16 protein-coding genes are annotated in these 19,266 nt (G+C 68.4%); 14 read left to right on the top strand and 2 right to left on the bottom strand.

The genetic code is table 11. The annotated features are described in order from the left end of the window. Positions 1 to 33 precede the first annotated feature (33 nt). Positions 34 to 1,455, bottom strand: coding sequence for a CCA tRNA nucleotidyltransferase (locus ACGFJ2_RS30670; RefSeq protein WP_357939720.1), 1,422 nt, complete (start codon positions 1,453 to 1,455; stop codon positions 34 to 36). A 227-nt stretch (positions 1,456 to 1,682) separates the two neighbouring features. On the opposite strand from ACGFJ2_RS30670, the gene ACGFJ2_RS30665 reads away from it, so the two are divergent. The 8 genes from ACGFJ2_RS30665 to trxA all read left to right on the top strand — a co-directional run bounded on the left by ACGFJ2_RS30665 (position 1,683) and on the right by trxA (position 10,516). After that, positions 1,683 to 2,129, top strand: coding sequence for a YbaK/EbsC family protein (locus ACGFJ2_RS30665; protein WP_393475078.1), 447 nt, complete (start codon positions 1,683 to 1,685; stop codon positions 2,127 to 2,129). A gap of 47 nt (positions 2,130 to 2,176) precedes the next feature. Beyond that, entirely contained in the window at positions 2,177 to 4,297 is a 2,121-nt protein-coding gene (locus tag ACGFJ2_RS30660) for a DUF6049 family protein (protein WP_357938138.1), read from the top strand. Beyond that, positions 4,294 to 5,907, top strand: a complete 1,614-nt coding sequence (gene murJ, locus ACGFJ2_RS30655) for a murein biosynthesis integral membrane protein MurJ (protein ID WP_357938140.1) — start codon at positions 4,294 to 4,296, stop codon at positions 5,905 to 5,907. The genes ACGFJ2_RS30660 and murJ overlap by 4 nt, the downstream gene beginning before the upstream one ends. A gap of 166 nt (positions 5,908 to 6,073) precedes the next feature. Then, positions 6,074 to 7,588, top strand: a complete 1,515-nt coding sequence (locus ACGFJ2_RS30650) for a protein kinase family protein (protein ID WP_357938142.1) — start codon at positions 6,074 to 6,076, stop codon at positions 7,586 to 7,588. Positions 7,589 to 7,604: 16 nt separating this feature from the next. Then, positions 7,605 to 8,240: an RNA polymerase sigma factor SigM gene (gene sigM, locus ACGFJ2_RS30645; RefSeq protein WP_357938144.1), complete on the top strand. Its 636-nt coding sequence runs from the start codon at positions 7,605 to 7,607 to the stop codon at positions 8,238 to 8,240. After that, positions 8,230 to 9,111, top strand: a complete 882-nt coding sequence (locus ACGFJ2_RS30640) for an anti-sigma factor family protein (protein ID WP_393474133.1) — start codon at positions 8,230 to 8,232, stop codon at positions 9,109 to 9,111. Before sigM ends, ACGFJ2_RS30640 begins: the two co-directional genes overlap by 11 nt. A 147-nt stretch (positions 9,112 to 9,258) precedes the next feature. Beyond that, entirely contained in the window at positions 9,259 to 10,191 is a 933-nt protein-coding gene (gene trxB / locus ACGFJ2_RS30635) for a thioredoxin-disulfide reductase (protein ID WP_357939722.1), read from the top strand. Positions 10,192 to 10,201: 10 nt separating this feature from the next. Then, positions 10,202 to 10,516 carry a thioredoxin gene (gene trxA / locus ACGFJ2_RS30630; protein ID WP_225300927.1) on the top strand — a complete coding sequence of 105 codons (315 nt, stop codon included), beginning with the start codon at positions 10,202 to 10,204 and terminating at the stop codon, positions 10,514 to 10,516. A gap of 91 nt (positions 10,517 to 10,607) precedes the next feature. On the opposite strand, the gene ACGFJ2_RS30625 is transcribed toward trxA, so the two are convergent. After that, the gene (locus ACGFJ2_RS30625; RefSeq protein ID WP_357938148.1) at positions 10,608 to 11,225 is read right to left on the bottom strand and encodes a GNAT family N-acetyltransferase; all 618 of its coding nucleotides are present in this window, start codon (positions 11,223 to 11,225) and stop codon (positions 10,608 to 10,610) included. 175 nt (positions 11,226 to 11,400) lie between these two features. On the opposite strand from ACGFJ2_RS30625, the gene ACGFJ2_RS30620 reads away from it, so the two are divergent. The 6 genes from ACGFJ2_RS30620 (at position 11,401) to ACGFJ2_RS30595 (ending at position 18,318) form a co-directional block, all read left to right on the top strand. Beyond that, on the top strand, positions 11,401 to 12,726 hold the full coding sequence (locus ACGFJ2_RS30620; protein WP_393474128.1) for a PLP-dependent aminotransferase family protein: 1,326 nt from the start codon (positions 11,401 to 11,403) through the stop codon (positions 12,724 to 12,726). 168 nt (positions 12,727 to 12,894) lie between these two features. Next, the gene (locus ACGFJ2_RS30615; protein WP_393474125.1) at positions 12,895 to 13,851 is read left to right on the top strand and encodes a D-alanine--D-alanine ligase; all 957 of its coding nucleotides are present in this window, start codon (positions 12,895 to 12,897) and stop codon (positions 13,849 to 13,851) included. Positions 13,852 to 14,452: 601 nt separating this feature from the next. After that, positions 14,453 to 15,505, top strand: coding sequence for a threonine aldolase family protein (locus ACGFJ2_RS30610; RefSeq protein ID WP_393474122.1), 1,053 nt, complete (start codon positions 14,453 to 14,455; stop codon positions 15,503 to 15,505). Positions 15,506 to 16,680: 1,175 nt separating this feature from the next. Next, on the top strand, positions 16,681 to 16,953 hold the full coding sequence (locus ACGFJ2_RS30605; RefSeq protein ID WP_393474120.1) for an RNA polymerase sigma factor: 273 nt from the start codon (positions 16,681 to 16,683) through the stop codon (positions 16,951 to 16,953). Between the two features lie 17 nt (positions 16,954 to 16,970). After that, on the top strand, positions 16,971 to 17,192 hold the full coding sequence (locus ACGFJ2_RS30600; protein WP_393474118.1) for an RNA polymerase sigma factor: 222 nt from the start codon (positions 16,971 to 16,973) through the stop codon (positions 17,190 to 17,192). Between the two features lie 52 nt (positions 17,193 to 17,244). Continuing rightward, entirely contained in the window at positions 17,245 to 18,318 is a 1,074-nt protein-coding gene (locus ACGFJ2_RS30595) for a hypothetical protein (protein WP_393474114.1), read from the top strand. Positions 18,319 to 19,266 lie beyond the last annotated feature (948 nt).

Below are 19,266 nucleotides of genomic sequence, written 5' to 3'. Positions count from 1 at the left end.
TCCGGGGCGCCGTGCCACGGCCTCCTGCTGAGATCAAGCCGGAGTCGTGTCGCCGGCCGGTGACGCGCCGCTCTCCCGCGCCCACTCCAGCAGCGCCTCGGTGGCGGTCTCCTTGCCGACCATCCCCTTGTCCAGGCGGAGCTCCAGCAGGAACTTGTACGCCCGCCCGACGATCGGGCCGGGACCGACGCCGAGGATCCGCTGGATCTCGTTGCCGTCGAGCTCCGGGCGGATCTTGGCCAGCTCCTCCTCGTCGGCCAGCCGGGCGATGCGCTCCTCTAGCTGGTCGTACGTACGCGACAGCGTGGCCGCCTTGCGCTTGTTGCGCGTCGTGCAGTCGGCCCTGGTCAGCTTGTGGAGCCGGTCGAGCAGGTGACCGGCGTCGCGCACATAGCGGCGCACCGCGCTGTCGGTCCACTCGCCCGTGCCGTAACCGTGGAAGCGCAGGTGCAGCTCCACCAGCTGCGACACGTCGGCCACCACGTCCTTGGGGAACTTGAGCTCGGTCATGCGCTTCTTGGCCATCTGCGCCCCCACCACCTCGTGGTGATGGAAGGAGACCCGCCCGCCCGCCTCGTGCCGCCGCGTCTTGGGCTTGCCGATGTCGTGCAGCAGCGCGGCCCAGCGCAGGATCCGGTCGGGCTTGCCGTCGTCCTCCTGGGCGATGGCCTGGTCGAGGACGGTCAGCGTGTGCTCGTAGACGTCCTTGTGCCGGTGGTGCTCGTCGATCTCCAGGCGCAGCTTGGGCAGCTCGGGCAGCACGTGCGCGGCCAGCCCGGTCTCGACCAGCAGGCGCAGGCCCTCGCGCGGGTAGGTGCCGCAGATCAGCTTGTCGAGCTCGTCACGGATGCGCTCGGCCGAGACGATCTCGATGCGCTCGGCCATGTCGGTCATCGCCGCGAGGGCCTTGGCGTCGACCGTGAAGCCGAGCTGCGAGGCGAACCTGGCGGCGCGCAGCATGCGCAGCGGGTCGTCGTCGAAGGACTGCTCGGGCGTGCCCGGCGTGCGCAGCAGCTTGGCCGACAGGTCGGTCAGGCCGCCGTAGGGGTCGACGAACGCGTGCCCCGGCAGCCGCACGGCCATCGCGTTGACCGCGAAGTCGCGCCGCTCCAGGTCGGCCTCCAGCGTCTCGCCGTACATGACCTCCGGCTTGCGGGACTTGGGGTCGTACGACTCGCTGCGGTAGGTGGTGATCTCCAGCAGCGAGCCGCCCTTCCGCACGCCGACCGTGCCGAAGTCGATGCCGATCGTCCAGACCGAATCAGCCCAATCACGGACCATTTCCAGGACCCGTTCGGGCCTGGCGTCGGTGGTCAGGTCGAGATCGTTGCCCACGCGGCCGAGCAGGATGTCGCGCACCGGGCCGCCGACGAGGGCCAGCTCGTGCCCATGCGCGGCGAACAACCGGCCAAGCTCGTCGGCCACCGGAGCGATCTTACGGAACAGGTCGGTCATGGCCCGCTGCTGGCTTTCGGTCAGATTTGAGTCGGACAAGCTGGGTAGGTCCTTTGATTCCGGAACATATCCCCCGAGCAATATCCAGTCGGGGTTACCGTCGGTCAGGGGACCGTCGGGGGCCATGGAACCAGGCCAGGAGGTCTTCTATGAAGGACGCCCTCGCGATCCACCGCTGGCTCCTCGCACACCAGGTCCATCATGAGATCGTACGCCTTCCTCGCCCCATGACTTGCGTGGACGAGTTGCCCGAGGCGGTCTCCGCCGCGCCCGGGCGGTGCGTGGCGGTCACGGTGTTCGAGGTCGCCACGAGAATCGGCCGCGAGGTCGTCGTCGCCGTCGTCTCCGCCGTCTCGGACCCACCGCAGGCCGGGGCCGTCTGCGGCGCGCTCGGCGTGCGGCAGGTACGCCTCGCCCCCGACTTTCTGGTCAATTCCGCCACCGACTACGCGGCCGGGCTCGTCAGCCCATTGCTGCTGCCCGAGGGCCTGGCCGTGGCGGTGGACGACCGCCTCCGCGCCGATGCCGACGCGATCTTCACGGCCACCGGGGAACGCCACACGGCCATCTCCATGCGCGCCCTTGACCTGCTGACACTCCTGCCCGGCAAGACCGTGAACCTGCGGATCCCGAGGCCCAGAGGATCCCGCCAGGCGGTCGCGATACGGCACTGAGCCCGTACCATTGCGGGCGTGCGTCGTACTCCAGCTCGGGCGGACGCGTGATCCGTAAGGTCTCGCTGCTCGCCGTACTGTCCGCCGCGTTGCTCGCGCCCATGGCCGCGACGACGCCGAGTACTGCTGCCACGAAGACGCCGGGCACGGCCGCCGGGAAGGCGAACAGGCAGTCGATGGACGTGTCGATCACGTCCATCACGCCCGATGTGCCTACGAGCCAGACCACGCAGATCAAGATCGCCGGAGTGGTCCGCAACGACACGGGCGAGGCGATGACCAGCCTGCGGGTCCAGCTGCGTTACCAGCCGCAGAAGTTCCCCGACCGGGCCACCATGTCCGCCTACCAGACCGACCAGAACCCGGCGACCCTGCCCACGAGGCTCTCTACGCAGGTCTCCTTCATGGACATCCCGGCGCTGGAGGCGGGTGCCTCCAAGACCTTCGAGCTCCTGGCGACACCCGTGCAGCTCGGGCTGACGTCGTTCGGTGTCTATCCGATCGCCGTCGACGTGGCCCGCTTCGGTGCGTCGATCTCCACGCCGCAGCGCACCTACCTGACGTACGCGCCGCCGACCCCGCAGAAACTGCCGCGCAACCGGCTGGCCATCGCGCTGCCCATCATCGACCAGACGCATCGCGCCGAGAACGACAACTTCGTCGACGACAAGCTGGGCCCGCAGCTGACCGGCAAGGGCCGGCTCGCCGAGCTGGCCGGCATCGCCGCCACGGCGCACAAGAGCGTCACCTGGTTCGTGGACCCCGCGCTCCTCGACGACGCGCAGGCTCTGTCCCGCAAGCACCGGCTCAAGGGCAAGGACCAGGCCGCCGACCCCAACGCCGCGCAGTGGCTCAACTCGCTGCGCACCGCGCTGGCCTCCTCCCCGGTCGTGGCCACGCCGTACGCCGATCCCGACGTCGCCGCGCTCGCCCACCAGGGGCTGGACGGCCAGACCGCCACAGCGATCGCGATGGGCGGCCAGGTCGCCACGGAGCTGCTCAAGCGCGACGTGTCGCTGACGACGAACTGGCCGGTCGCGGGCGTGCTCGATCCCGACGCGCTCGACCTGCTCAACGTCTCCAAGGTCGACCGGGTCCTGCTCAACTCCACGAACCTGCCGCCGCAGCCGCCGGTCGCGTTCACGCCCGACGCCGTCACCACGCTCGACAGCGTCGAGGGGCCGGTCACCGCGCTGGTCGCCGACGCGGAGCTCACGCGCACCTTCGAGCCCGACTCCACCGCGCCGGGCTCGGTCTTCCTGAGCAAGCAGCGCTTCATCGCCGAGACCGCGATGGTCGCCTCCGAGCCTGGCCAGACCAATCCCCGGTCGCTGGTCATCGCACCCTCGCGCCGCTGGGACCCGAACCCGAAGCTGGTCAACACTCTGCTCAAGACCGCGAACCGGCTGCCGTGGCTGACGCTGACCCAGCTCGGCTCGCTCAAGCCGAGCAAGGCGTCCGTGCCCAGGGCCGCGCTCACCTACACCGACCAGGACCGCAAGGACGAGCTCAGCGCCAAGTACCTCGCCCCGCTCAAGAAAGTGGCCGAGAAGGCACAGCTCACCGCCCTGATCGCGGCCGAGCCCAAGCCGCACTCCGACTTCGACGCCGCGGTGCTCAGGCTGGCCTCCTCGTCCTGGCGCAACAACACGCGTGCGGGCCGCGCCGCCACCAAGCTGGTCGACGGGGCCGTTCAGACCCAGATGAACAAGATCTCGATCACCGGGGCCGACCCCGACCAGCTGCGCCAGCTGGCCGGGAGCAACGGCCAGGTGCCCATCAGCGTGAAGAATTCGATCGGTGAGACGATCGCTCTCTACATCGACGTGAAGAGCAACAATCCCGGTGTCCTCCAGATCAACCCCACGCCGTCCAAGAAGCTGCTGACGATCCCCAACGATCAAAATGGCGGCGTCCAGGTGGGGATGAACGCGACGACCAGCGGTGACGCCACGGTGAGCGTCCAGCTGATGACCAGGAACGGTCTGCCGTACGGCAAGCCGGTCAAGCTGACGATCCGCACCACCGGCTACACGGGGATCGCCCTGGTCATCGTCGGGGCGGCGCTGGCGGTCATGCTCGCCGCGGTCGTGACACGGGTGCTACGGCGCAGATCGCAGCGACGGCTCGCTCGGGCCGCCAAGAGCCGGGAGAGTGAGACCGTATGAGCCGCATGTTGCGGGCCAGCGCCATCATGGCGGCGGGCACGATGGTGTCCAGGGTCACGGGATTCGTGCGGACGATGGTGCTCGCCTCCGCGATCGGCACCTTGGCCATGGGTGACGCCTACAACGCCGCGTACGCGATTCCGTACAGCATTCTCGACCTACTGCTGCTCGGCGTGCTCAGCAGCGTCGTGGTGCCGATGATCGTCAAGGCGCAGCAGCGCGACTATGACGGCGGCCGGGCCTATGAGCAGCGCCTCATGACGCTGGCCACGGCGGCGCTGCTGGTCGTCGCCGTGCTCGCCGTGCTGGCGGCCCCCCTGCTCATCGACCTCTACACCACCGACTGGCTGCCCGGCAGCCGCAAGTTCGAGGTCGCGGTGCTGCTGGCCCGGTTCATCCTGCCGCAGCTGGCCTTCTTCGGCGTCGGCGCGGTGGCCGGGGCCATTCTCAACACGCGTGACCGCTACGCGGCTCCCATGTGGGCGCCGGTGATCAACAACCTCGTGGTCATCTGTGTGCTCGTGCTCTACATGGTGGTGGCCGGCAAGGCGGGCGGCGACATCGGCCTGGTCACCAACGGCCAGATCGCGCTGCTCGGCCTGGGCACCACGGCGGGCATCGTGGCGCAGGCCGCCGTGCTGATCGTCGCGCTCAAGCGGATCGGGTTCTCCTTCGTCCCGCGCTTCGACGTGCGCAACGCGCGGCTCGGCGAGATGGGCCGGGCCGGGATCTGGACCATCGGCTACGTGGTGGTCACGCAGCTCGGCTTCATGCTGACGACCAACCTGTCCAGCGCGGCGGGCGATGCGGTGCCCGGCCACGGCATCAGCCCGTACACGCTGGCCTTCCAGCTCTTCCAGCTGCCCTACGGCGTCATCGGCGTCTCGGTGATCACGGCCATGCTGCCCAGGATGAGCCGGGCGGTAGAAGCGGGGCAGCTCGACGAGGTCCGCTCAGAGTTCGGGTCGAGCGTGCGACTCATCAGCTCGGTGATGGTCCCGGTGTCGCTGCTGCTGATGGTGCTCGGCCCGGCGATCACCGTGCCGTTGTACGCCCACGGCGTCACCTCGGCCGACGCGGCCGTCTACATCGGCAACGTGCTGCAGGTCTACGGCCTGGCGCTGGTGCCGTTCTCGATCTTCCAATTGCTGCTGCGGGTCTTCTACAGCTTCGGCGACACCCGGACGCCCGTTTACGTGGGCGCGGCGACGACGGCGGTCAACGCGCTGCTGATGGTAGTCTTCAACGTCCTGCTGCCGGCTCGGTACGCGGTGATGGGGTTGGCCTTCGCCTACGCCGTCGCCTACACCATCGGGGCCGGCGGCGCCTGGATTCTCGCCGCCCGCCGGGTCAAGGGGCTGGGGGGCTGGAAGATCGGGACGGCTCTGACGAGGATGTACCTGTCCGCACTGCCCGCGGCGGCACTGGCGCTGGTGGCCGTCTGGGCGGTTCAGGATGTGTTCGGCGGGCTCACCTTCCTCAACTCGGTGATCGCCTTGGCCGTGGGCGGCGGCCTGGGCATGCTGTTGTATCTGGGAGTCGCCCATCGCATGCGCATCCCGGAGATCAACTCGATCGTTGGGATGGTTGCCGGGCGGGTAGGCAGGTAAGGAACGCGGGTGGAACCGGCGCGGCACTAGCATGGTGCCGACACGGCGCGAATGGAAGCAGGAGGGGCGTGGGCGGATCCACCCGGCATAGCGTGCCTACGTGGTACACCCCCACGCAGGTGAGTCGAGTCATGAGCACCCCCGAGCGGCCGAGCGGAGTGAGTCAGTGAGCACGTCGTCGGTCGAACCCGGCACCCGTCTCGCCGAACGCTTCCGGCTGGAGGACCGGGTGACCGAGTCCGATGGAGCCACCCTGTGGAAGGCCATCGACGAGATCCTCGCCCGCCCCGTCGCGGTCCACACCTTCTCCCCTGACTTTCCCCGCGTCCACGAAGTGGTCACGGCCGCCCGCGCCGCCAGCAGACTCACCGATCCGCGCCTGACGCAGGTGTTCGACGCCGCCGAGCACGACGATCACTCGTACGTGGTCAGCGAGTGGGTCACCGGCGACACCCTGTCCGACCTGCTCGCGGCCGGCCCGCTGGAGCCGGAGCGGGCCGCCGGCCTGGTCGCCGAGGCCGCCGAGGCGCTGGCCCACGCGCATGAGGCCGACCTCTACCACCTGTGCCTGCGTCCGGCGCACCTGGTGTGGACGACCGGCAACACGGTCAAGGTGCTCGGCGTCGCGGTCGACGCCGCCCTGTCCGGGCTCACCACCGACCAGCCCGCCCTCGACGACGCCGAAGGGCTGGGCCGCCTGCTGTACGCGGGGCTGTCCGGCCACTGGCCGGGCGACGAGGAGGAGGGCGGTCTGCCCACGGCGCCGATGATCGACGGGCACTTCTGCACGCCCCGCCAGGTCACCGCCGGAGTGCCCGGATATCTCGACGCGGTCACCATCAGGTCCTGCCTGCCCGAGTCCCGCAAGGGGCAGGCCGCCCTGTCCAGCCCGTCCGAGATCGCCGACGCGCTCGCCAACGTGGCCCGGCCCATGCCGATCCCGATCGCCTATCCCCAGACGCCGGCGGTGCAGTCGGTCTCGCACTCCGAGGGCATCGAGACCGAGCGGCGCCCGCCGCGCCCGCCTCTGCCGACGCAGCCCAGGCCCATGCCGCCCCGCGCACCCAGCGGCGGCAGCATGATCAACCGGGTGCTGATGACCGTCGTGGTGCTGCTCGTCATCGCCGCGGTCGGCGTCGGTGCCTGGACGATCGGCCGCAGTCTGGGCAGTCCGAACTCCCCGCAGGCGGAGACCTCCCCGAGCGCCTCGGCCTCCGCGTCGGCGCAGCCGATGGTCGTCGTGAAGCCGGAGAAGGCGACCGGCTTCGATCCGCTCGCCGACCGGGATGAGAAGAACGAGATGGCGCCGCTCGCCATCGACGGCAAGCCCAGCACGCTCTGGAAAACGGAGAACTACAACAGCGCCGACCTGGGCAACCTCAAGGCCGGGGTGGGATTGCTGCTCGATATGGGCAAGAGCATGCCGATCGGCGACGTGGTGGCTACGCTGGCCGATGCATCGGGCGCGAGCGTCGAGCTGAAGGTCGGCGATTCGCCTGAGCTGGGCTCGCTGAAGACCGTCACCAAGGAGAAGAACGGGTCCGGAAAGATCACCTTGAAGCCTGATCAAGCCGCAAGCGGCAGGTACGTTTTGATCTGGTTTACCCGTCTTCCGGCAGATGCGGGCAAGTTTCATGGCACCATCTATGAAGTAGTGGTGCATTCTCCCGGATCGGCATAACCCAGGAATCCCTCTTGTGAACTCCCCACCCGAGCCACCCTCCTCCGCGGAGCGGCCCGCCGTCACCGACGCCGAGCTGCTGACCGCGCACATCAACGGGGATCCTCACGCCTTCAGCGAGATCGTCAAGAGACACCGTGACCGCATGTGGGCCGTGGCCCTGCGCACGCTGGGCGATCCCGACGAAGCGGCCGACGCGGTGCAGGACGCCTTCGTCTCCGCCTACCGGAAGGCGAGCACGTTCCGCGGCGAGGCCGCGGTCACGACCTGGCTGCACCGGATCGTGGTGAACGCCTGCCTCGACCGGATGCGCCGCAAGTCCGTCAGACCGGTCGCCGATGACGAGCTCATCGAGGCCGCCGAGCGTGACACGCCGATGCCCGACCAGACGGGTGAGCGTGAGGTTTCGATGGAGGTTTCGGCCGCGCTGAAACTGCTTCCGACCGACCAGCGCGCCGCGCTGGTGCTCGTCGACATGATGGGCTATTCGGTCGAAGACGCAGCTCAGGTGCTTGAAGTGCCCAGCGGGACGGTGAAGAGCCGGTGCGCGCGGGGGCGCGCGAAACTTGCCCCAATTCTTTCGCATCTGCGGAACCGATCGGACCTCAGTCGCGTCTCATCCGCGAAGGGAGCAGAACTTCGTGACGGGTGATACGCACTACGATCTGGAAATCCTGGCCGAGTTGGCCGAGGGTCTCCTAGACGCTGGCACGGCCCGCCAGGTCCGCGAGCATCTCGCGGTATGCGACCCCTGTGGGGAGCTACTGGCCGACCTGGCAGCGGTTCGCGAGGTGCTCGCGGCGACTCCGACACCGGCCATGCCGATGGGAGTCGCACTGCGCATCGACAAGGCGCTGGCCGCCGAGGCGGGATCCGCGCGCGGGGGTGGTGTCGGCCTGGCGGAACCCCCCAACTGGGATGAGCTCATGCGGGACTCCCCATGGGAGCAATCCCCGCGGGAGCCGGAGCCGGTACGCCTCGGGGTGGTCTCCGACGACGGCACCATCGTCCCTGCCAAGCACACGGCCGCACGACGGCGCCGATGGGCGATGCCCGCGGTCGCCGCTGCTGCCGCGGCGGCTGTGGTGGGCACCGCGGTGCTCTCCACCAGCCTGCTCGCGGGCGGTGGTGGTGGCACCATCGCCAGTGGGCATCAGCTGCAGACCGGTGAGGCGTCGTCGCCGCCGCCCAAGGCGGAGGTGCGGCCCAGGCCGTACGCGCTGACCGACAGCGGGCACAACTACAGCGAACAGGAGCTGCGGCAGCCGCTCGAAGGCATCTTCGGACCCGCGCCCATAGCGGGTGGCGGTTCCTCGGAGATCGACGTGGTCGACAAGTGCGTCAGCCGGGTGGCCAACCGTACGAAGCTCAAGGTATTCGCGGTCGACCAGGGCCAGTTCAACGGGTCGGAGGCCATCATCATGACCTCCTGGAAGAACAAGGCGGCCAAGACGCTCCGCGTCGACATCGTCGATCCGTTCAACTGCAAGAGCCTGCGTAAGCCCATGGTGGGGCGCTGGTAGGTCGGTGATCCCTTAATTGCCCACGTCAGAGCCCGCTTCGGCGGGCTCTTTCGTTTTCGGCGTGCGTTGAGGACGGGGCCGGGAATCACGGCGGCCTAGGATCTGTTGAGGCGACAGGCAAGAGCAGACTAGGAAGGCGTGAGAGCGTTGAGCGACGTGCGTAACGTGATCATCATTGGATCCGGCCCCGCTGGATACACGGCGGCCGTCTACTCCGCGCGCGCCGAGCTCAAGCCGCTGGTCTTCGAGGGCTCGGTGACGGCGGGCGGCGCGTTGATGAACACCACCGATGTCGAGAACTTCCCCGGTTTCCCCGACGGCATCATGGGCCCCGATCTGATGGACAACCTGCGTAAGCAGGCCGAGCGGTTCGGCGCCGAGCTGGTCGCGGACGACGTACTCGAAGTGGACCTTGAGGCCAATCCCAAGGTGATCAAGACCCACAGCGAGACCTACTACGCCAAGTCGGTCATCCTGGCGATGGGCTCCGGCTACCGCGAGCTGGGCCTGCCCAACGAGAAGCGCCTGTCCGGGCGGGGCGTCTCCTGGTGTGCCACCTGTGACGGCTTCTTCTTCCGCAACAAGGACATCGTGGTCGTCGGCGGTGGTGACACCGCGATGGAGGAGGCCACGTTCCTGACCCGCTTCGGCCGCATGGTCACTGTCGTGCACCGCCGTGACGAGCTGCGCGCCAGCAAGATCATGCAGGAGCGGGCGTTCGCGAACGACAAGATCCGCTTCATCTGGGACAGCGAGGTCGTCGACGTCCTCGGCGCCGACAAGGTCGAGGCCGTCAAGCTGCGCAACCTCAAGACTGGCGAGGAATGCGAGCTGGCCACCGACGCGCTGTTCCTGGCGATCGGCCACGACCCGCGCAGCGAGCTGGTCAAGGGCCAGATCGACCTCGACGACGACGGCTACGTCAAGGTCGACGCGCCCAGCACGGCGACCAACATCGACGGCGTCTTCGCCGCGGGCGACGTCGTCGACCACATCTACCGGCAGGCCATCACCGCGGCTGGCACCGGCTGCTCGGCGTCACTCGACTCCGAGCGCTGGCTGGCCTCGAACGAAAACTAAGGAGCGCACCGTGAAGGCAGTAACCGACGCCACCTTCGAGGCCGAGGTCCTCAAGAGCGACAAGCCCGTGCTCGTTGACTTCTGGGCCGAGTGGTGCGGCCCATGCCGTCAGGTATCGCCCATCCTCGAGGAGATCGCCAAGGAGCACGGCGACAAGCTGGAGATCGTCAAGCTCAACATCGACGAGAACCCGGATGTCCCGCGCGACTACGGTGTGCTCCAGATCCCCACCCTGAACGTCTACAAGGGTGGAGAGGTCGTGAAGCAGATCATCGGCGCCAAGCCGAAGGCCATGCTGCTGCGCGAGCTCGAGGGCATCATCTGACGACGCCCGCAGCGTTTCAGTGAGAAGCCCCCTGGCGATGGTTCGCTCAGGGGGCTTCTGCCTGTTCGCCTTTGGCGTCCTTGAGAAGGCGTCAGACGGGGCGAAGGGCGCGTTCCGGGCTCATGGAGCCGAGTAGGCGCTCCAGGGCCACCTCGACGTCCTCGCGCCACGAGACGGCCGTCTTCAGCTCCAGCCGGAGCCGGGGGAAGCGCAGATGCGGGCGTACCGTCTTGAAGCCCACGGACAGCAGGTATTCGGCCGGGACCACGCAGCTCGGCTCCTCCCACTTGAGGTCGCCGAACGCCTCGATGGCCTTCACGCCACGTCGCGTCAGGTCCTTGGCCACGCCCTGGATCAGCATCCGGCCCAGACCGCCGCCCGAGAACTCCGGAATGATGTGCGCGGTCATGAGCAGCACCGCGTCGGCGCTGACCGGCGAGGTGGGAAAGGCCACCGAGCGGGGGCTGTAGAGCGGCGGGCTGTAGATGACGAAGCCGGCGGGCACCCCGTCGACGTACACGATCTTGCCGCAGCTGCCCCATTCGAGCAGCGTGCCGGAGATCCATGCCTCTTTCTCCAGCTCTGGACCACCGGAGTCGATCGCGCGCTCCCCGCTGACGGGGTCGAGCTCCCAAAAGACGCACCGCCGGCAGCGGCGCGGCAGATCGTCCAGATTGTCCAGGGTTATGTTGACCAGCCGACGCGACAACTACGGCCCCAATCGTTGACCCGGAAAAGCGCGCGAAAAACGCGTCCCCAGCTGGCATCGTAGCCCAGTGACGTCCCGCCATCGGGTACCACGACGGTCGAGCCCGGTCACAGCCGACATGTCCGACTGCCGTAATCTGGTAGTTCAGCGACAAATGACACCAAGGAGGTGGACCGTGACAGGAGAGCTGGATCACGGTCAGACGCCCGCGACCCAAGGGTCGCGCATCGATGCCTACGTCGATCGGTACGCCGCACGAGCTACCGGGATGGTCGCCTCCGAGATCCGAGCTCTTTTCGCCGTCGCGTCGAGGCCCGAGGTGGTCTCGCTCGCCGGCGGCATGCCGTACGTCACGGCCCTCCCCCTCGACATGGTCGGCGAGCTGGTGTCCGATCTGGTCACCAGGCGCGGTCCCGTCGCGCTGCAGTACGGCTCCGGCCAGGGCGATCCGCACCTGCGCGAGCAGATCTGCGACGTGATGCGGCTGGAGGGGATCCAGGCCGGGGCGAACGACGTGGTCGTCACCGTAGGTTCGCAGCAAGCGCTTGATTTGGTCACCCGGATCTTCATCGACCCGGGTGACGTGGTGCTGGCCGAAGGCCCGTCGTACGTAGGCGCCCTCGGCACATTCGCCGCTTATCAGGCCAAAGTGGTGCATATCGCCATGGACGATCAGGGCATCATTCCCGAGTCTCTCGCGCAGACCATCTACGCGCTGGAGACCGCGGGCGCCCCGATCAAGTTCCTCTACACGATCCCGACCTTCCACAACCCCGCCGGTGTCACCCTGAACCTGGCGCGGCGGCAGCAGGTGCTCGACATCTGCCAGCGGGCCGGAGTGCTCATCATCGAGGACAACCCGTACGGGCTGCTCGGCTTCGACGGCGAGCCCATGCGCGCGCTGCGGGCCGACAATCCCGACGGCGTGGTCTATCTCGGGTCGTTCTCCAAGACGCTCGCCCCTGGGTTCCGGGTCGGCTGGGCGCTGGCGCCGCACGCCGTCCGCGACAAGCTCGTGCTGGCCATGGAGTCGGCCGTACTGTCGCACTCGTCCTTCACCCAGCTGGCCGTGGGCCAGTACCTCGCCACGCAGCCGTGGCAGGAGCAGATCAAAACGTTCAGGGAGCTCTATCGCGAGCGACGTGACACGCTGCTCGACGCGCTCTCGGCGCTCATGCCCCCCGAGGTCACCTGGACACGACCGGCCGGGGGGTTCTTCGTGTGGGCGACGCTGCCGGAGGGCCTGGACTCGAAGGCCATCCTGCCGCGGGCGGTGGCGGAACGGGTGGCGTTCGTGCCGGGGACCGGGTTCTTCTCCGATGGGAGTGGGGCTCGGCAGATGCGGCTGTCCTACTGCTTCCCTGAGCCGGACCGGATTCGGGAAGGGGTCCGGCGGTTGGCTGGGGTGATCGAGCAGGAGATCCAGCTGCGGGACACGTTCGGGACGGGGTCGGCCCGGGGGCATGCGGGCGTGGACACGCCCGGACCTGACCTGGCCTGATCCTCTCTTGCCTGCCGGCGTCTCGGTTGGGACGCCGGCTCTTCCCCTCGCAGTGCATATCTATGCATTCCGTTGGTCATAGCCCGCACGGTAGAAAGCGCCTGCCGTACACCATTCCACCCCAGCCCCGGTACGGTTGGACAGCGTGCGATCAGCGGAGGAGAACAAATGAGCGATCTGGGCCACGTGCTCGTGCTGGCCGGGGGCCTCTCATACGAACGGGAGGTGTCCCTGCGCTCCGGTCGCCGGGTGAGTGAGGTGCTGCGGGCGGCCGGCATCGACGTGGAGGCCCGCGACACCGACGCGTCCCTCGTGCCGTCCATCCTGGCCGACCCACCGGACGCGGTCTTCGTCACGCTGCACGGCGGCGCGGGTGAGGACGGCGCCATCCGTTCCATCCTCGAACTGCTGAACGTCCCCTATGTCGGCGCCGACCCCGACGCCTGCCGCGTCGCCTTCGACAAGCCGACCGCCAAGGGCGTCGTACGCTCGGTCGGCCTGCGCACCCCCGAGTCGGTCACCCTGCCCAAGGAGACCTTCCACGACCTCGGCGCCACGGTCGTCCTGGGCCGCATCGTGGCGCATCTCGGCCTCCCCCTGTTCGTCAAGCCCGCCCGTGGCGGCTCCGCCCTGGGCGCCTCGATCGTCCGCACCGCCGAAGAGCTCCCGGCCGCGATGGTCGGCTGTTTCGCGTACGGCGACACGGCGCTGATCGAGCGGTACGTGGCGGGCGTCGAAGTAGCGGTCTCGGTCGTCGACCTGGGCAACGGCCCGATCGCCCTGCCCGCCGTCGAGATCGTCCCGGACGAGGGCGTCTACGACTACGCGGCCCGCTACACCGCCGGCCACACCGAGTTCTTCGCGCCGGCCCGCCTCTCCGCCGAGGCGGCCGCGGCCTGCGCCGAAACCGCCGTGACGGCCCACAGCGCCCTGGGCCTCCGGGACATCTCCCGCACCGACCTCATCGTCGACGCCTCAGACAAGCCCCACTTCCTGGAGGTCAACGTGGCCCCCGGGATGACGGAGACGTCGCTGCTGCCGATGGCGGCGGAGGCCGCGGGCCAAGACCTGGGCGACCTCTGCCGCATCCTCCTCCAGAACGCCGCCTCTCGCGTACACGCTTGACGTCTACGCCTCCCCCGCTGTCCCCTGGCACTGACCTCACGCCATCTTCAACCCTGGGGGTACGACCCCTACCTCCGTTTTGCAGGGCTGGCCTCTGCCCCTGCTGGTGTTTGCAGGGCTGACCTCTGCCCTGTGTGGCCTTCCCGCAGGCCCGGTGCCGGACTCACCTCGGCTTCGCATGCCCCGCGTCGGAGGTACCTCGCCTCCGCACACCCAACACCGAGCGCACCTCGGCTTCGCATGGCCCAAGGCCGCTTCGCCTTCGCGGAGCCAACACCGGGCGTAGCTCGGCTTAGCACACCCCGCACCTGGCCCATCTGGCCCATCTGGCCCATCTGGCCCTCACGCCAGCACCGACCTCACCTTGCCTCAGCCACCCACCGCCCGGCTCTGGCTCGCTCTCGCTGGCCGCCTCCTTTCCCGCCTCTCACAACCGCTCGCCAAACTGGCCCCAACCCACAACAGGAGGCATCACCGCCAGCATGGGGATCACCGCTAACCAGCAATGCAGCACCCGAGCCAGCGGACACCCCCGGGCCCACCCTCGACGATCGCCTCTCGCCTCTCTGAATCTTGTGAGTCGTGAAAGTAGCCTGGGCAGGTGCCGATCGATTCGACCTATCCCAAGAGCTTCGCCAGCGACAATCACGCAGGCGTCCACCCCACCATCCTCGAAGCCGTGGCTGCGGCGAACCACGGGGACGCACCCGCCTACGGGGACGATCGCTGGACATCAACCTTCCAGGACCACATCAAGGACGTCTTCGGCCCAGGGGCGGAAGGCTTCCCCGTCCTGAACGGAGCCGGCGCGAACATGGTCGGCCTCGCCCCCATGCTCGGCCGCTACGACGCCATCATCTGCGCCGACACCGCTCACATCGCCACCCACGAAACCGGCGCGACAGAACGGCTCCTGGGCGCGAAGCTCCTGACGGCCTCCACAGCCGACGGCAAGCTACGCCCCCAGGACATCACCACACGACTCGACACCTTGGGCAGCCACCACAACTCCCAACCCCGCGTGGTCTCCATCTCCCAGGTAACCGAACTCGGCACCTGCTACTCCCCCGAAGAAATCGCCGCCCTCGCTGATACGGCCCACGCCGCCGGCTTGCTCCTCCACATGGACGGCGCCAGACTGGCAAACGCGGCCGCCCACCTGAACACCACCCTCAGCGCCATCACCACGGAAGTCGGCGTAGACATCTTCAGCTTCGGCGGCACCAAGAACGGCGCGCTGGCAGCTGAGGCAGTAATAGTCCTCTCCTCTTCTTCCCTCGCCCACGCCATCCCCTTCCTCCGCCGCCAGTCCCTCCAGTTGGCCTCCAAGATGCGCTTCATCTCAGCCCAACTCTCGGCCCTTCTCACGAACGACCTCTGGCGCCACAACGCAACCCACGCCAACGAAATGGCCACCCGCCTCGCCAACGGCATAGCCGACCTCCCCGGCATCACCCTCGCCTACCCCGTCCAATCGAACGCCGTCTTCGCCACCCTCCCCAAACCAGCCGCGGCCGCCCTCCTCACCCGCTACCTGTTCCACTACTGGGACGAGACCGCCGGGACCGTCCGCTGGATGACCGCCTTCGACACCACCCCGGACCACGTAGACGACTTCCTCGATGACATCCGCAAGTCCCTCGTCCTCCCCTGATCCTCCGGCCCTGACATTCGCGTGAGCTCCCCGCCCACGCACTCCACAAGCCTCCGGCCCACGGTTTCACGTGAAACAACCCTCCCCAGGTCGCCAGTCGGACGCACTGTAAGCGGCTACCAGGGACTCCCGGTAGCCGGACACCACGTGCCAAGCGGATGGCCAGACGTCTGCAGCCAGGTAGGCGACCACGAGAAATCCCGGTGGACGAACCACGGACCCGCTCACCGGGGTCTGCACTGGGCCTCGTTGATGGTGCTTCTGGACCGAGTTCGTCGACGCCGTTCGGGGCTCGGTGAGTCGCAGGGGTAATCCGGTGCCGTGGGGCCGACGAAGGCGGTCCCACGGCACCGATCACCCCCAGCCGTTGCCCTACACCCGCCATCCCCAGGCGATCGTGAGGCCCCGGCCGCTCCGACTTTGCCACCAGCCCGGCCTCCCCGATGTCCGCAGAACCCAAGACCACATGGCCGCGTGCCTGGAGAGCCGCTGTCTGTGGAACACGATGTCCGTGTCCATCCATCCAGAGTGCCTCGTGTCCGTTCACACGCACCACCGACGCCCCACCCCCGTTTCACGTGAAACCATCCACCCGCTAGCACCGCGGCGTGGCAACCCATTAACAGCCCCTCCCCCGGCGGGCATCTATGGATGACGTCCCGCAGAGCGGTGTAGTTTCTCCCCCGCTCCCCCTTGCTCGCCCACATCGGAAACCCACAACGGGATCGTTGATCCGCCATTTTGGTGGGACCCCACGCAAATGGCGGAGTCGTCCCGAGAGCGAGGGAGGCGGTGGGAGATGGGAAGTGCCTCTTCTGGATGAAGTTGGCGGCCGGGACCGGTTATGACCGGCGATACGACACCTTGGCCTGGTCGGTTTCGCGCGGGTTGCTGCAGCCCTCCTGTCGGCGAGAGGGACGCGAACGTCCGGGAGTAGATCGCCATGAGCACTGATGAGCTTGGTTGGCCCGGGCACTCGGAGATTGGTTGACCCGCGTCGGCCGGAGGCTGGTTGGCCCGGGCGCTCGGAGATTGGTTGGCCCGGGAACTCGGAGGATGGGCCGGGCTGGCTTCCCGGGTCGTGTGGATCAGCGCGCGTGAAAGCATTCTCACTGTCGCGGCAAGAAATAGGTGTGATCGTGTACAACACGCGTAGCGGGAGAGATCAACCGGCGGTGCCGACCGATCTCTTCGACCGCTACTTCGCCGAGATCCACCGGTACATCGCCCGTCGCCTGCCCACGGACGACGCTGACGACCTAGCCGCCGAGGTGTTCCTCGCGGCGTTGCGCGGCAGATATGACCCAGCGGTGGGAGAGGTCAGGCCCTGGCTGTACGGCATTGCTACCAACCTGGTCGCGCGGCACCGCCGTACCGAGACCACGCGGTGGAAGGCGCTCAGCCGCGCGGCGGAGCGTGACTGGGACGGCCACGAGGACCCGCACTGAATCGAGTACTCGATCGGGTGGACGCCGCGCGCTTCACCGCTCCGCTCACAGGGGCGCTGGCCGCGCTGAAGCAGCGCGATCGCGACGTGGTGCTGCTGATCGCGTTGGGCGGTCTGAGTCACGCCGAGGTCGCTTCCGCCCTGAACATTCCCTACGGAACCGTCGCGTCCCGGCTCAACAGGGCACGCAAGCATCTGCGCGCGGCGCTGGGCGCGCTGAAGGAGGACATCGATCGATGAGCTCGAGCTGCTCGCCCGGGCACTATCCGACGCGCCCCCGCCTTCGCCCGAGGTGGTCGCTCGCGCTCACGCCCGCCTCGCCGCTCACGCCCGCCTCGCCGGTGACGGCGAGCGCTCCCGCCCTGCCACCGGCCGTTCCCGCACTCGCGTGTGGGTGTGGGCGCTGAGCTCGGCCGTGGCCACGGCCGCGATTGTCATAGCGGCCACACTGGTGGCCAACCTGGTTTCTGCGCCTGCCCCGGTGCTGGTCCAACCACGGAACAACGAGTTGCTCGATCTAGCCGACCGCGTGGCACGCCTACCTGAACGAAAGGGCGCCTACTGGCGGGAGGTGATCATCACTGGTGAACGGATCTCAGCGGGCGGCTACGACTTGCTGACCCGGCAGCGCATCGAGCGAACGGCTCCGCTGGACTCCGCGGAGAGGTCCATGCTGCAGACCTCCGTACCGAGCGCGCTCCCGGCCTCCGCACCCGACGAACGCGCATGGCGTGCGGCGGGAGCGCCGGCCCGAATCAAGCCGCGCTGCCCTAAGGACAACCCGGCCGATGAGTGCCGACCGATTCGGATCGCCGACCAGCCCCAAGGCTGCGAATGGCGCGACGGGGACGACGCTCGGGTCGGGGACCACTCCGTCGCGGACCTCACACTCGCCGATCTGGCTGCCATCCCCGCCGACCGGAACGGCCTGCTCGCCAAGCTCCGCGACTTTCACCGCATCTGGCAGAGCCGAGGGTTCGAGCAGCCGTTTGAGGAGTTCCTCCCTCTCGCGGGCAATCTTCTGTCCATGCCGATCCGCCCGCAACTTCGTGCCGCGATTCTGCGTCTGCTGGCGGAGCTTCCCGGCACCAAGGTGTACGGCACGGCGGCCGATCCGCTGGGCAGGCAGGCGTTGTCGGTCACGTTCACCCGCGACAGCGAGCAGCCTCAGTCGCGGGGATCGAAGTCGCTCCCCGCGTACACGCGCACCCTCTTGGACATGGAGACCGGCACCACGCTGGCCCGGGCCAGTTATGTGCCGAGCGGTTCCAGAGGCGACATCCTGACTTACTACTCCGCGCAGGCGCCTGAGACGGGGTGGATCGCCTCTCGGCCCATACCGCCGAAGTCCTGCAAGGTCAGGTAATCGGGGTTAGGGAAGCCCGCGCACAGGTACCTCCGACATTTTGCGGCCGGTGAATCGGCTTGTGGTGCGTTGGCATTGCCAGATCGCGCCGGCGAAATGTTCCACCGGAATGCACCACTCGCGGATGACGACCGGCCCGGCCCGCCCACGACTCGCCTACAAGTCGCCTGACAAGGGTGGAGGCGAAAGGCGGGCTGCGGACGACCTGACTGAGTGGCCGAGAAACCACACTGCTCTGCGTGACGTCATCCAATGGATCACCTGACCGAGGCGGAGCCGTCCGCGCAGGCCGATGGCGCCAGAGCGGGTAGATGGTTTCACGTGAAACAGCGGCGTCGGTGGTGCGGCCAGGCAAAGGCGGCGGCCCGCTGCGGAGTGGCTGCCACCGCGAGGCGCGGGCGAGCAGCCCGCTCGGCGCGCCCACAGGCGGCACCCGGCACGGCGCGGCCGCGCTGCGCCGCCGCGGTGCTTGTGGGAGATCGGCACGGCGCGGCCGAGCTGCGTCAGCGCAGTGCTTGTGGGAGATCGGCGTAGCGCGGCCGAGCTGCGCCGGCGCAGTGCTTGTGGGATACCCAGAGAAGGGCCTTGTCGTGGCGTGGGCGCCTGCACGCCGCCCTACGGCCCATCCCAGGCTCGGCCGGTCCCACTGGTGGTTGGATCCACAATCTCGCCGTGAGACTTCTACCCGTGACGTGTAGGGCTGACGGACCGAGAAACCACGCCGCCCTGCGTGCCCGTCATCTCCGGCCCGCCCGCGACTCCCTTACAGTCGCCTGCAGATCGTCCACGGCCCGCCTTTCACCCCCCACCCTCGGCCTCTACGGCCGTCCCCAGGGACCTCCGCTCGGGGCGCCTGTGGGGACGCCCGCCGGAGCGTCCGCTCGGGACCCTCCTGGGGATGTCCGCTCAGGGGGTTCGGCTCGGGCCCCGCTCGGGATGCCCGCTCGG

This window comes from Nonomuraea sp. NPDC049028 (assembly GCF_043197735.1).
GTDB lineage: Bacteria > Actinomycetota > Actinomycetes > Streptosporangiales > Streptosporangiaceae > Nonomuraea.
Note: the sequence above shows the minus strand (reverse complement) of the source record. Positions and strands in the feature narration are given on the sequence as shown.

What these genes read in the sequence shown, in the direction of transcription:
- ACGFJ2_RS30670 (WP_357939720.1), bottom strand. Translation starts at nt 1,455, where the DNA reads ATGACCGACCTGTTCCGTAAGATCGCTCCGGTGGCCGACGAGCTTGGC.
- ACGFJ2_RS30665 (WP_393475078.1), top strand. Translation starts at nt 1,683, where the DNA reads ATGACTTGCGTGGACGAGTTGCCCGAGGCGGTCTCCGCCGCGCCCGGG.
- murJ (WP_357938140.1), top strand. Translation starts at nt 4,294, where the DNA reads ATGAGCCGCATGTTGCGGGCCAGCGCCATCATGGCGGCGGGCACGATG.
- ACGFJ2_RS30615 (WP_393474125.1), top strand. Translation starts at nt 12,895, where the DNA reads ATGAGCGATCTGGGCCACGTGCTCGTGCTGGCCGGGGGCCTCTCATAC.